We start from the raw sequence: 13408 nt of genomic DNA on the forward strand, positions 1-13408 counted from the left end.
CCCCTAGGGAGAGGTCGGATCGCATCGAAGATGCGGTCCGGGTGAGGAGTTACAGTCTCGCCGACCGCTGCGGCCCCTCACCCGGATTGCTGCGCAATCCGACCTCTCCCCGCTGGGGAGAGGTGAACCGCGAGCGCTCTGCTCGAACTGGCGACAAGCCTCAGCCCATCCCGTTCCGCTTCAGGATCATCTCCATGGCCTCGGCAAAACCGTCCTGCTCGTTGGTCGCGGTGACGTGCGTGGCCTGGTCCTTGACGTTGTCAGCGGCGTTGCCCATCGCGATCGAGGTGCCGCTGACGGCGAACATCGCGAGGTCGTTCTGCATGTCGCCGATGGTGGCGACGGCAGCGGTCGCGATGCCGAGGCGCTTGGCCATCGCCGCGACGAACGTGCCCTTGTCGAAGCCGGGCGGGGTGACGTCGAGATAATAGGTCTGCGACCTTACGGCGTTGGCCTCGCTGCCGAGCGCCTGCTGCATCGCCTTCTCGCAAGCTTCGAGGCGGGCAGCGTCGGCGCTGGCGCCGACGATCTTGCAGGCGCTTGCGAGGTAGGGCGAAAAATCCGTCACGCTGGTCGGGTCGGAGCGGATCGTGTGCCGCTCGTGCGCAACGTATTGTCCGCTCGGATTGTCGATCAGCCATTCGTCGGTGGTGAACAGCCAGATGTCGGCGCCGAACTCGCGAAGGATCTGCAAGGCGCGCTCGGCGGCGCCGGCCGGGATCAGATGCTGCTCGACCGGCCGCATCTCGGGATCGACGATCGAGGAGCCGTTGAATGGGCCGACCGGAAGCCAGAGCGCCAGCGGCTCGATCAGGAAGCGCATGCCGATCGCGGGACGGCTGGAGGTGATGGTGAAGCCGATGCCGGCTCTGTGCAACCGCTGCACCGCGCTCCTCGCGCGGTCCGTCAGCGTCTTGTCCTTGGTCAGCAGCGTGCCGTCGACGTCGGACACCACGAGTGAGATTTGCGTCATGACAGGACCTAACGTTGCTCGCGCCTCAGCGGTTCGTGCCGCCCAGTGTCAGTTGCCGGACGATGCCGTCCACGATCGCCTCGACGGTTTCGTCGATCGAAACGGTGATGACGTGCTCGCTCGCCTCCGGCGGCTCCAGCGTCTCGAATTGGCTCGTCAGCAGCCCGGGTGGCATGAAGTGGCCTTTGCGGTGCGCGAGCCGTTCGGCGATCAGCTCCCTGGTGCCTTTCAGGAAGACGAAGCGGACATCGTCGCGCCCGCGCAGCAGCACGTCACGGTAGGCGTGCTTCAGCGCCGAGCAAGCGATGATGATGTGCTCGCCGCGTCCGCAGACCCGCCCGATCTCGTCGGCGATGGCATTGAGCCAGGGCCAGCGGTCCTCGTCGGTGAGCGGGTGGCCGGCCCGCATCTTCTCGACATTGCTGGCGGGATGGAAGCTGTCGCCGTCCTCGAAGCGCCAGCCGAGCCGCTGGCCGAGCGCTTCGGCGATCGTGCTCTTGCCCGCCCCCGACACGCCCATCACGATCAACGCACAAGGTGCTTCAACGCGGCCCACGAATGCCCTCCGGAAGCGCGGCCCTGTCGACCAGCCAGACGGTCTCGCCAGCCGAGCGCGCGCGCAAGGCCGGCAAGGTCTCGCCATTGAGGAGGCGCGTCAAGATCGGTTGCTTGTCGTGCCCGGCAATCTCGAACAGCATTTCGCGGCAGGACGCCAAAGCGGGCAGGGTGAGCGAGACCCGCGGCACGAAAGGCGCGACATTGGCCCTGGGCACCCCAACGACCCAGCGCTCGGTCTCCTCGATTTCGGGGAAGCCAGGAAACAGCGAAGCGGTGTGGCCGTCCGGTCCCGCGCCCATCAGGACCAAATCGAACAGCGGGCGCGAGGGATCGAGGCGGTCGGAGCCGTAGAAGGCTTGCAGCTCGCGCGCATAGGCCTCGGCGCTCTGCTCGGGAGTCTCGGTCGCGGTCGGAATCGGGTGAATGTGGCTCGAGGCTGCGTTGCGGTCGAGGAACGTCGCGCGCGCGACCGCCATGTTGTTGAGAGGATCGCTCGCGGGAACGAAGCGCTCGTCACCGATGAACCAGTGCACACGCTGCCACGGGATCCTGCCGCGCCAGGCCTCGCTGCCGAGCAATTGATAGAGCTTCTTCGGGCTGGAGCCGCCGGTCAGGCAGATCGCGATGCGGCCGGGATTGGCCGCGATCCGCGCCATCACCTGCTCGGCCGCGGCGCGGGCGAGGGCCTCGGCGTCGGCCTCCACGATCAGCTTCGGCAGGGCCGCCGCCGCCATCACGAAAACTTCCGCCAGCTTCGTCCGTCGCGCCGCAGCAGCTCGTCGGCGCATTTCGGCCCGTCGCTGCCGGCTTCATAGGTCTCGATGCCGTTGGTGCCCGCGCTTTTCCAGGCGTCAAGGAACGGCTGCACCGCCTGCCATCCGGCCTCGATGCCATCGGCGCGCTGGAACAGGATGTTGTCGCCGATCATGCAGTCGTAGATCAGCGTCTCATAGCCGGTCGAGGGATCGGCCCGGAAATAGTCGCCATAGCGAAACTTCATCTCGACACCGTCGATGGTGACGCTCGGCCCCGGGATCTTGGCGTTGAACTGCAGCTCGATGGTCTCGGTCGGTGCGATGCCGATGGTGAGGAAGTTTTGCGACAGGCGATCGATCGCCGTCCCCGAGAACATCGACAGCGGCGCCTGCTTGAACTTGATCGCCACTTCCGTGCGCTTGTGCGCCAGCGCCTTGCCGGTGCGCAGATAGAACGGCACGCCGGCCCAGCGCCAATTGTCGATCATCAGCTTCAGCGCGACATAGGTCTCGGTGGTGCTGCCGGGCTTGACCTCCTCGGTCTTGCGATAGTCCGGGATCTCCTCGTCGCCGATCCGCCCTGCGAGGTATTGCGCACGCACCGAATTCCTCAAGGCTTCTTCCATGCTCGGCTGCTGAATCGAGGTGAGCACCTCGGCCTTCTCGGAGCGCACGGAATGCGCATCGAAACGCGCCGGCGGCTCCATCGCGACCAGCGACATCAGTTGGAAAAGATGGTTCGGCACCATGTCGCGGAGCGCGCCGGTCGAATCGTAGAAGCCGCCGCGATGGCCGACGCCGAGCTTCTCCTCCACCGTGATCTGGATGTGGTCGATGTGGTTGCGATTCCAGATCGGCTCGAACATGCCGTTGGCAAAGCGCAGCACCAGGATGTTCTGCACCGTCTCCTTGCCGAGATAATGATCGATCCGGTAGATCTGGTGCTCGTCCATGATCTTCAGGAGCTCGGCGTTGAGCGCGCGCGCCGAAGCGAGGTCGGTGCCGAACGGCTTCTCGATCACCAGCCGCCGCCAGGCGCCGTTCTCCTTCGTCAAACCGGTGCGGCCGAGCTCGCGCGCGGTCGGCGCGAACGCGGCCGGCGGCGTGGCAAGGTAGAACAGGCGGTTGCCGCCAGTGCCCTGCGAGCACTCCAGCGAGTCCAGATGCTCGCGCAGGCGGTCGAACGACGGCGGGTCCTTCGGATCGGCCTCGACGAAGGTGACGCATTGCAGCAGCTGTGTTGCGACGTCGTCGTCGACCGGCCGCGTCGCGAACTCACGCAAGCCCTTCATCAGGCTGTGGCGCAGCTCGTCATCCGACTGATTCTTGCGGCCGACGCCGACGACGCAGAACTTTTCCGGCAACAGGTTCTCGGCGGCGAGATTGTAGAGCGACGGCATCACCAGCCGATGGGTGAGGTCGCCGGTCACGCCAAAGATGACGAAGGCGCAATTTTCCGGCTTGCGCTTGGGCTGCGGGTCTTTTGTCACGAATTGTCGGCCTTCGCTTGTTTAACGCTTACTTAGGCTTTGCCGCGCCCGGTTGCTTCGGCTCCTTGTGGCCGCCGAAGCCCGCACGCATCGCGGAGAGAATTTTTTCCGCGAAGGTGTGTTCCCGGCGGGAACGGAAACGTGTGTAGAGCGCCGCGGTCAGGACTTCGGCCGGCACCGCCTCGTCGATCGCGGCATTCACGGTCCAGCGTCCTTCGCCGGAATCCTCGACGTAGCCGGAATATTCCGAGAGCTGCGGGCTGTCGGCGAGTGCCGTGGCGGTGAGATCGAGCAGCCATGACGGGATCACGCTGCCGCGCCGCCACACTTCCGCGATGTCGGCCAGATCGAAATCGTAGCGGTGATCCGCCGGCAGGGCCTCGATGTTGGCGTTCTTGAGGATGTCGAAGCCTTCGGCATAGGCCTGCATCAGGCCGTATTCGATGCCGTTGTGGATCATCTTGACGAAGTGGCCGGCGCCGACGGGGCCGGCGTGGATATAGCCCTGCTCGATGCGGGGATCGCGGCCCTCGCGCCCCTCCGTGCGCGGAATGTCGCCGGCGCCGGGAGCGAGCGCAGCGAAGATCGGGTCGAGCCGGTCGACCACGGTCTTCTCGCCGCCGATCATCATGCAATAGCCGCGGTCGAGGCCCCAGACGCCGCCCGAGGTGCCGACGTCGACATAGTGGATGCCGCGGGCCTTCAGCGCCTTGCCGCGGCGGACGTCGTCCTGCCAGAAGGTGTTGCCGCCGTCGATGATGACGTCGCCTTCCTGCATCACGCCGGCGATCGCCTCGATCGTCGTCTCCGTGATGTGGCCGGCTGGCAGCATCACCCAGGCCGTGCGCGGCCGCTCCAGCTTCGAGATGAAGTCCTCGAGCGATGCGGAGCCGACTGCGCCGTCGGCGGCCAGGCCCGCGACCGCCTTGGCGTCCTTGTCGTAGACCACGGTCGAATGTCCCTGGCGCATCAGGCGGCGAACGATGTTGCCGCCCATCCGGCCGAGGCCGATCATGCCGAGTTGCATTGGCAATATTCCTTAGTTCAGCGCGTCGTTGAGCGCTGCATTGAGCGCGGCGAGGCCCTTCTTGAGCCCGGCCTTCAGGTGCACGCGCAGCGCGCGCCTTCCGCGTTCGGTCAGCACGTCGAAATCGCCGCGCGCCTGGGCCGCCTTGATCACGCCGAAGCTTGCCTTCTGGCCGGGCACCTTGAGGTCCCTGGCATCGTCGGCGGTGATCTGGAGGAACACGCCGCTGTCGGGTCCGCCCTTGTAGGCCTGTCCGGTCGAATGCAGGAAGCGCGGCCCGAATTCGGCGCAGGTTGCAACATGCCGCTTCTCGCGCACCTCCAGCCGCATCGCCTGCAGCGCGTCGATCGTCGCCTTGTCCCGCGCGATGTAGCCGAGCAGCGCGACGTAGTCGCCGTCACTGGATCGCGACAGATGCGCCTTCAGCCAGGAGGTGAGGTCGCCATTGGCGCCGGCGGCGCGCAGCGCCGTGGCGTTGGCCTCGTCGGTGTAGAGATCGGCCTCATCGGTGCTGATCACCGGCTGCTCTTCCGGCAGCGCGCCGGTCTTCTCGAACGCAGCGGTGAGCTCACGGGTCTTGATCTTGGCCGCTTCCACGTCCGGCTGGTCGAACGGATTGATGCCGAGGATCGAGCCCGCCACAGCCGTTGCCATCTCGAAGCGGAAGAACTCCTGGCCGAGATGGTCGATCGACTTCATGACGATGCGGACCACGGGGTGACCTGCCGCCTCGATCGCGGCAAGCTGGGAATCGTGAGCGGCGTCCGCTTCGCCTTCGACACGGATGTCGATGAAGAAGCGGTCGTTGCCGTAGACGCTGGGATCGCCTAGCGGCTCGCCCTCGATCGGGATCAGGCCCTTGCCTTCCTTGCCGGTCGATTCCGCGATCAGCTGCTCGGCCCAGGCGCCGAAATCGGCGATCTTGTTCGAGGCCAGGATCGTCACCTTGTCGCGACCCTCGAGGCCGGCGAGGCCCATGGCGAGACCGAGCTGCACGCCCGGGTTTTCGCTCGGCGGCACGTCCGGGCCGCAGGAGCGGGCCATCGAGAGCGCATGCTTGACGAAGGTCTTGACGTCGATACCGGCGGTTGCCGCCGGCACCAGGCCGAACGGCGACAGCACCGAATAGCGGCCGCCGATCGAGGGTTCGCCGTGGAAGATGCGGGCATAGTTCAGCTTCTTCGCCGCCTTCTCCAGCGACGAGCCGGGATCGGTCACCGCGATGAAGCGATGGCCGGTCTTCACCTTCGCACCCACCGCCTTGGCAACCTGCTCGTGGAAATAATCCTTCATCGCGTTCGGCTCGGTGGTGCCGCCGGACTTGCTCGAGACGATGAACACGGTGTTGGCGATGTCGATCTTCGCCTCCATGGCGCGGACCTCGGCCGGGTCGGTCGAATCCAGCACATGCAGCTTCGGGAAGCCGGGCTTCTTGCCGAAGGTCTCGGCCAGCACCTCGGGGCCGAGGCTCGATCCGCCCATGCCGAGCACGACGGCGTCGGAGAATTTCTGCCCCTTCACGCGGCCCGCATAATCCTCGTAATCGGCGACGTCGGCCTTGGCGGGGCTGTCGAGCCAGCCCAGCCATTTGTCCTCATCAGTGCCGGTCCAGACCGACTTGTCGCGCTGCCACAGCCTGCGGATCTTGGCGGACGCCCGCCATTCCTCGGTGCTCTTGGCCACCGCCTTGCCGAGGCCGTCGCCAAGCGAGAGAAGCTGCCGATCGAGTGCGGGGGCGAGCACGGTCGCGCGCTTGTGGGCGACCGCGCCGTAGAGCTTGTCGGCGGCGTCCGCGAACAGCTTGACGCCGTCCTTGACCAGCTCCTCGGTGATGGCGTCGAGCGAGATGCCGGAGCGCTCCAGCTCCTCCAGCACGCGCCTGGCGTCATCGACGTTCTCTTCCAGGCTGTCGCGCGGCTTGCCGTGGTCGCGGAACGCGTCCAACGTCGCCGGCGGCACCGTGTTGATGGTGTCCGGGCCGATCAGCTCCTCGACATAGAGGACGTCGCTGTAATCCTTGTTCTTGGTGCCGGTCGAGGCCCACAGCATGCGCTGCGGCTTGGCGCCCTTGGCGGCGAGCTTGTCCCAGCGGGGACCTGCGAACAGGCGCTTGTAGTCCTGGTAGGCGACCTTGGCATTGGCGATCGCGACCTTGCCCTTCAGCGCTGCGAGCCGCTCCTTCTCGGACGGGTCGTTGGCGCGGGCGATCTTGTCGTCGAGCTGCTTGTCGACCACGGAATCGATGCGGCTGACGAAGAAGCTCGCCACGCTCGCGACATGCGCGGGGTCGCCGCCGCCGGCGACGTATTTTTCCAGACCGGCGATGTAGGCTTCGGCCACCTGGAGGTAGACCGCCCTGGAGAACAGCAGCGTGATGTTGATGCTGATGCCGTCGCCGATCAGCGTCTCGATCGCCGGCAGGCCCTCGGGCGTCGCCGGCACCTTCACCATCAGGTTCTTGCGACCGACGTCCTTCCACAGCCGCCGCGCTTCTGTGACGGTGCCAGCGGTGTCCATCGCCAGATAGGGCGAGACTTCCAGGCTGACATAGCCGTCGCCTCCCTTGAGGCGGTCATAGACTGGGCGCAGCACGTCGGCGGCGTTCTGGATGTCCTCGACCGCCACAGTCTCGAACAAATCGGCCACGGTCCGGTCGCCGCGCTTCAGCGCCTTGCCGATCGGCGCATCGTATTCGTCCGAGCTGCCGATCGCCTTCTCGAATATCGAGGGATTGGAGGTGACGCCCTTGACGCCGTCGGTGTCGATCAGCCGCTTCAGGTCGCCCTTGGCGATGAAGCCACGGGCCAGGAAGTCCAGCCAGACGGCTTGTCCGTGCTTTTCCAGTTCTTTGACGGGATTCATGATGCTTATTTATCTCCAAGCCTGCGGGCGAGGGGTTTCCGCGCCAGTCCTGACGCGCTATCCTCTAGCTTACATGCTCCCGGGAGGGAACCAATCAAGGGTACAGGCGTCCTACCCTCCGGTGTAACTCCGTCGCGATCATGGCGATCCCGGCGGCAGTAGCCCTGTTGCGTAAAAAGTCTTCGGCCGAAAGCTCGGCCGAGGCCAGTTGAGCAACGTCGGTTCGCCCTGAATTCGGTTACCGAAATTTCTGCTGAACGGCGCCGCGGGCACGACATGATCGCGCTGACGCCGACGCTCGACTTGAAGCGGCCATTCCGCCCTATTCTCAACTTGACCCGCGCAGAACGAGCGGAGCGTTCATCCGGTCGGACGGCTTGGCAGTCGACTTGATACAGTGCTGCGTGGCGACGCGCACTCTGTGCACTGCATTGCAGCAGGAAGATGAACGCGGCTCTCAAAGCTGCGCTCAAGGCTTCGCCCTACGAGCGTCATAAGATCGCCGCTGGCGGCTCGCTATGCTGCAACGCCGGATGAACGCATCCCCGGTAAGGCCCGGATGTTGCGACCGAGTGACATTTTCTGGAAATGAGCCAATATAGACGGAGATTCGCACAAAATACGGGCAGGTGCCTGTTCGTAACTCAACGAGTGCCTACGTTGTGCGTTGCGTCGTGTCGGCACCCGGGTGTCCAATGATCGTCATGTGCTCACGCTGATTCGAAACGGCCTGAGGAACGGTCCGGTAACTGCTTTCGTTTCAGCTTGTAGCGGAACTCACGCGGAGAGGGATCATGTACAACGATTCTCTATTCAACGCTTTCGCTCGGTCGTTCGAGGCGAGAAGCCAGCACGACATGTCGATGGCGGAATATCTGGAATCGTGTCGAAGCGATCCCATGAAATACGCGAACGCGGCCGAACGATTGCTAGCAGCGATCGGTGAACCTCAGACGATTGACACGGCCAAGGACCCACGCCTTGGCCGTATTTTTTTGAACCGCACGATCCGGACCTATCCGGCCTTCGCCGGCTTCTACGGCATGGAAGAAACCATCGAGCGCATCGTTGGTTTCTTCCGCCATGCGGCGCAGGGCCTCGAGGAGCGCAAGCAGATCCTGTACCTGCTCGGGCCGGTCGGCGGCGGCAAGTCTTCGCTTGCCGAGCGGCTGAAGTCGCTGATGGAAGTGCATCCGATCTACGTGCTCAAGGCCGGCGATGAACTCTCGCCGGTGTTCGAGAGCCCGCTCAGCCTGTTCGATCCCGATCAGCTCGGCCCGATGCTGGAAGAGAAATACGGCATTCCGCGCCGGCGTCTCACCGGGTTGATGAGCCCGTGGTGCTACAAGCGGCTGGAAGCCTTCGGCGGCGACATTTCCCAGTTCCGGGTCGCCAAGATCCAGCCGTCGCGGCTGCGCCAGATCGCCATCGCCAAGACCGAGCCCGGCGACGAGAACAACCAGGACATCTCCTCGCTGGTCGGCAAGGTCGACATCCGCAAGCTCGAGACCTACGCCCAGAACGATCCCGACGCCTACAGCTATTCCGGCGGCCTCAACCGCGCCAACCAGGGCGTGCTGGAGTTCGTCGAGATGTTCAAGGCGCCGATCAAGATGCTGCACCCGCTGCTCACCGCGACGCAGGAAGGCAATTACATCGGCACCGAGAACATCGGCGCGATTCCGTTCACCGGCGTGATCCTGGCGCACTCCAACGAGGCCGAGTGGGCGAGCTTCAAGGCGAACAAGAACAACGAAGCCTTCATCGACCGCATCTGCGTGATCAAGGTGCCGTACTGCCTGCGCGTCACCGAAGAGCAGAAGATCTACGAGAAGCTGATCCAGGGCTCCGAGCTCGCCGCGGCGCCGTGCGCGCCCTCGACGCTGGAGACGCTGGCGCGGTTCTCGGTGATGTCGCGCCTGCGCAAGCACGAGAATTCCACCCTGTTCGGCAAGATGCGGGTCTACGACGGCGAGAGCCTGAAGGAATCCGACCCGAAGGCGCGCAGCGTCCAGGAATATCGCGACGCCGCCGGCGTCGACGAGGGCATGGACGGCGTTTCCACTCGCTTCGCCTTCAAGATCCTCGCTGCGACCTTCAACCACGATCCGCAGGAGGTTGCAGCCGACGCGGTGCATCTCATGTACGCGCTGGAGCAGGCGATCCGCAGGGAGCAGCTGCCGGAGGAAGTCGAGAAGCGCTATCTCGAATTCATCAAGGCGGATCTGGCGCCGCGCTATGCCGAGTTCATCGGCAACGAGATCCAGAAGGCCTATCTGGAATCCTACTCGGATTACGGCCAGAACCTGTTCGATCGCTACGTCGACTATGCCGACGCCTGGATCGAGGACCAGGACTTCAAGGATCCCGACACCGGCCAGCTGCTCGATCGCGAGCTTTTGAACCAGGAGCTGACGAAAATCGAGAAGCCGGCGGGCATCGCCAACCCCAAGGACTTCCGCAACGAGGTCGTCAAATTCTCGTTACGGTCGCGGGCCCAGAACGGCGGCAAGAATCCGGCCTGGACCTCCTACGAGAAGATTCGCGATGTGATCGAAAAGCGGATATTCTCCCAAGTCGAGGACCTGCTTCCGGTCATCTCCTTCGGGTCGAAGAAGGACGGCGAGACGGAGAAGAAGCATGGCGAGTTCGTCGCACGCATGGTGGAGCGTGGCTACACCGAGCGTCAGGTTCGCCGGCTCGTCGAATGGTACATGCGCGTGAAGCAGGCCGGTTGAGGCGGATGGGAGGCGAATGGTAAAGTGCCCATTCACATTATTGACAGGCGCCTGAATCCAGGCGGCAAGAGTCTTGAGAACCGCCAGCGGTTCTTGCGTCGGGCCAAGTCCCTGGTGCAGGGCGCCGTCAAGAAGACCTCGCAGGAGCGCGACATCAAGGACGTCCTGGAGGGGGGCGAGGTCACGATCCCCCTCGACGGCATGCACGAGCCGCGCTTCCGCCGCGAAGGCGGCACGCGCGACATGGTGCTGCCCGGCAACAAGAAGTTCATCGAGGGCGACTATCTCCAGCGCTCCGGCCAGGGCCGCGCCAAGGATTCCGGCCCGGGCGAGGGCGACAGCGAGGACGCGTTCCGCTTCGTGCTGTCCCGCGACGAATTCGTCGATCTTTTCCTGGACGATCTCGAGCTGCCCGATCTTGCCAAGCGCAAGATCGCCCAGACCGAGAGCGAGGGCATCCAGCGTGCCGGCTACACCACGTCGGGCTCGCCCGCCAACATCTCGGTGAGCCGGACGGTGAAGCTCGCGCTGGCCCGCCGCATCGCGCTCAAGCGTCCGCGCAAGGACGAGATCGAAGAGCTGGAAGCTGCGATCGCGGCCTGCACCGACGAGGACGAGCGTGAGGTGCTGCTCGCCCAGCTCGAAAAGCTCAAGGCGAAATCCAAGCGCATTCCCTTCATCGACCCGCTCGACATCCGCTACCGCCGCTTCGAGACGGTGCCGCGGCCGGTGGCCCAGGCGGTGATGTTCTGCCTGATGGACGTCTCGGGCTCGATGTCCGAGCACATGAAGGATCTCGCCAAGCGCTTCTATATGCTGCTCTACGTGTTCCTGAAGCGCCGCTACAAGCACGTCGAGATCGTCTTCATCCGCCACACCGACCGCGCCGAGGAGGTCGACGAGCAGACCTTCTTCTACGGCCCGGCCTCGGGCGGCACGCTGGTCTCCAGCGCCCTGCAGGCCATGCACGAGATCGTGCGCGAGCGCTTCAACCCGTCGGACTGGAACATCTACGCCGCGCAGGCTTCCGACGGCGACAATTCCTATTCCGACGGCGAGCTCACCGGCATGCTGCTGACCGACAAGATCCTGCCGGTCTGCCAGTTCTTTGCCTATCTCGAGGTCGGGGAGTCCGGCGGCAGCGCCTTCGATCTCTCCGACTCCTCGCTCTGGAGCCTCTATGAGCGCCTGCGCAACAGCGGCGCGCCGCTCTCGATGCGCAAGGTCTCGGAGCGCAGCGAGATCTTTCCGGTGTTCCACGATCTGTTCCAGCGCCGCGAAACGTCCCAGGAGAAGGCTGCTCCATGACGGAACGATTATTCGAAGGCGCCGATTGGGACTTCCACACCTTGCAGCGCATCACCGATGCCTGCGAGGAGGTGGCGCTGAAGGATCTCGGGCTCGACGTCTATCCGAACCAGATCGAGGTCATCACCGCCGAGCAGATGCTGGACGCCTATTCGTCGGTCGGCATGCCCCTGTTCTACAAGCACTGGTCGTTCGGAAAGCATTTCGCCTTTCACGAGGCGTCCTATCGCAAGGGCCTGATGGGGCTCGCCTACGAGATCGTGATCAACTCCTCGCCCTGCATCTCCTATCTGATGGAGGAGAACACGGCGACGATGCAGACCCTGGTGATCGCGCACGCCGCCTTCGGCCACAACCACTTCTTCAAGAACAATTATCTGTTCAAGCAGTGGACCGACGCCGACGGCATCCTGGATTATCTCGACTTCGCCAAGAACTACGTCATGCAGTGCGAGGAGCGTTACGGCCGCATCGAGGTCGAACGCACCTTGGACGCCGCGCACGCGCTGATGTCGCACGGCATCGATCGCTATCCCGGCAAGAAGAAGCTCGACCTGCGCGCCGAGGAGAAGCGGGCCGGGCGCCGCCGTCAGCACGAGGAAGAGGTCTTCAACGACCTCTGGCGCACCGTGCCGGCCGGCAAGAGCAAGACCCGCTCTGCGCTCAGCATCGAGCGCCGCCGCAAGCTGCTCGGCCTGCCGCAGGAGAATTTGCTCTACTTCCTGGAGAAGAGCGCGCCGCGGCTGGCGCCGTGGCAGCGCGAGCTGCTCCGCATCGTCCGCCACATCGCGCAATATTTCTATCCGCAGAGCCAGACCAAGGTGATGAACGAGGGGACGGCGACCTACGTCCATTATCGCATCATGACCCAGCTGCACCAGCAGGGCCGCATCACCGACGGCAATTTCCTCGAATTCCTCGGCTCGCACACCAATGTGGTGTTCCAGCCCGAGTTCGACGATCCGCGCTTCTCCGGCTTCAACCCTTACGCGCTCGGTTTTGCCGTGATGCAGGACATCGAGCGTATCGTCACCAGGCCGGAGGACGAGGACCGCGAATGGTTCCCCGACATCGCCGGCAAGAACGACGTGATGGGCGTGCTGCGCGACGTCTGGGCCAACTATCGCGACGAAAGCTTCATCGCCCAGTTCCTGAGCCCCAAATTGATGCGGCACTTCCGCATGTTCCACCTGCACGACGATCCCGAGGAGCGTGCCGGCATCAGGGTCGACGCCATCCACGACGAGCGCGGCTTCCGCCGCGTCCGCCGTGAGCTGGCACGGCAGCATGATGTCGGCTACATCGACGCCAATATCGAGGTGGTCGACGTCGATCTCTCAGGCGATCGCCGCCTGATCCTGCATCACCACGTCATCAAGGGCGCGCAGCTCAACGAGACCGATGCCAAGCGGGTGCTGCAGCACCTCGCCGATCTCTGGACCTACGACGTCGCGCTGATCGAGGTCGATTCCAACGACAAGGTCCTGCGCGAATACGTCGTGAGCCCGCGCCCGATCCCCGCCGCGGTGGCGTGAGGCGACCGATGCGGAGCAATGGGCGTAATGCACGTTGATGTGCCCTCGCCCCTTGCGGGAGAGGGCAGCGACGCCGGCAGACCCAAGCTCAGTGGGGTGAGGGGTATCTCTCCGCATCTTCCCGTGTCGATAGAGACCCCTCATCCGGCGCTTCGCGCCACC

General features: G+C 64.5%; 9 protein-coding genes. 3 read left to right on the top strand and 6 right to left on the bottom strand.

Annotation, left to right across the window (positions count from 1 at the left end):
- Positions 1-160: 160 nt before the first annotated feature.
- The 6 genes from WI560_RS05915 to WI560_RS05940 are packed head-to-tail and all read right to left on the bottom strand — an operon-like array spanning position 161 to position 7665.
- Complete coding sequence (locus tag WI560_RS05915) at positions 161-973, bottom strand: HAD family hydrolase (RefSeq protein WP_375307247.1); 813 nt, start codon at positions 971-973, stop codon at positions 161-163.
- Positions 974-998: 25 nt separating this feature from the next.
- Entirely contained in the window at positions 999-1529 is a 531-nt protein-coding gene (locus tag WI560_RS05920; protein ID WP_375307248.1) for a gluconokinase, read from the bottom strand.
- Positions 1516-2265, bottom strand: a complete 750-nt coding sequence (gene pgl / locus WI560_RS05925) for a 6-phosphogluconolactonase (protein WP_375307249.1) — start codon at positions 2263-2265, stop codon at positions 1516-1518. The genes WI560_RS05920 and pgl overlap by 14 nt, the downstream gene beginning before the upstream one ends.
- Positions 2265-3776, bottom strand: a complete 1512-nt coding sequence (gene zwf / locus WI560_RS05930) for a glucose-6-phosphate dehydrogenase (RefSeq protein WP_375307250.1) — start codon at positions 3774-3776, stop codon at positions 2265-2267. Before zwf ends, pgl begins: the two co-directional genes overlap by 1 nt.
- 28 nt (positions 3777-3804) lie before the next feature.
- Entirely contained in the window at positions 3805-4803 is a 999-nt protein-coding gene (gene gnd, locus WI560_RS05935; protein ID WP_375307251.1) for a phosphogluconate dehydrogenase (NAD(+)-dependent, decarboxylating), read from the bottom strand.
- 12 nt (positions 4804-4815) lie between these two features.
- Positions 4816-7665, bottom strand: a complete 2850-nt coding sequence (locus WI560_RS05940; protein WP_375307252.1) for a bifunctional transaldolase/phosoglucose isomerase — start codon at positions 7663-7665, stop codon at positions 4816-4818.
- Positions 7666-8459: 794 nt separating this feature from the next.
- Between WI560_RS05940 and WI560_RS05945 the strand changes: the two genes are divergently transcribed.
- From WI560_RS05945 to WI560_RS05955, 3 genes are read left to right on the top strand one after another with little or no spacing between them, the layout of a single operon-like run.
- Positions 8460-10403 carry a PrkA family serine protein kinase gene (locus tag WI560_RS05945; protein ID WP_028138205.1) on the top strand — a complete coding sequence of 648 codons (1944 nt, stop codon included), beginning with the start codon at positions 8460-8462 and terminating at the stop codon, positions 10401-10403.
- 30 nt (positions 10404-10433) lie between these two features.
- Entirely contained in the window at positions 10434-11711 is a 1278-nt protein-coding gene (locus WI560_RS05950; protein WP_375308783.1) for a YeaH/YhbH family protein, read from the top strand.
- The gene (locus WI560_RS05955) at positions 11708-13246 is read left to right on the top strand and encodes a SpoVR family protein (protein ID WP_257176923.1); all 1539 of its coding nucleotides are present in this window, start codon (positions 11708-11710) and stop codon (positions 13244-13246) included. Before WI560_RS05950 ends, WI560_RS05955 begins: the two co-directional genes overlap by 4 nt.
- Positions 13247-13408: the final 162 nt, after the last annotated feature.

The organism is Bradyrhizobium sp. A11 (assembly GCF_042077125.1).
Classification (GTDB): Bacteria; Pseudomonadota; Alphaproteobacteria; order Rhizobiales; family Xanthobacteraceae; genus Bradyrhizobium; species Bradyrhizobium japonicum_B.

Coding starts and splice junctions, on each gene's coding strand:
- WI560_RS05940 (WP_375307252.1), bottom strand. CDS start 7,665: ATGAATCCCGTCAAAGAACTGGAAAAGCACGGACAAGCCGTCTGGCTG.
- pgl (WP_375307249.1), bottom strand. CDS start 2,265: ATGGCGGCGGCGGCCCTGCCGAAGCTGATCGTGGAGGCCGACGCCGAG.
- WI560_RS05955 (WP_257176923.1), top strand. CDS start 11,708: ATGACGGAACGATTATTCGAAGGCGCCGATTGGGACTTCCACACCTTG.
- gnd (WP_375307251.1), bottom strand. CDS start 4,803: ATGCAACTCGGCATGATCGGCCTCGGCCGGATGGGCGGCAACATCGTT.
- WI560_RS05915 (WP_375307247.1), bottom strand. CDS start 973: ATGACGCAAATCTCACTCGTGGTGTCCGACGTCGACGGCACGCTGCTG.
- WI560_RS05945 (WP_028138205.1), top strand. CDS start 8,460: ATGTACAACGATTCTCTATTCAACGCTTTCGCTCGGTCGTTCGAGGCG.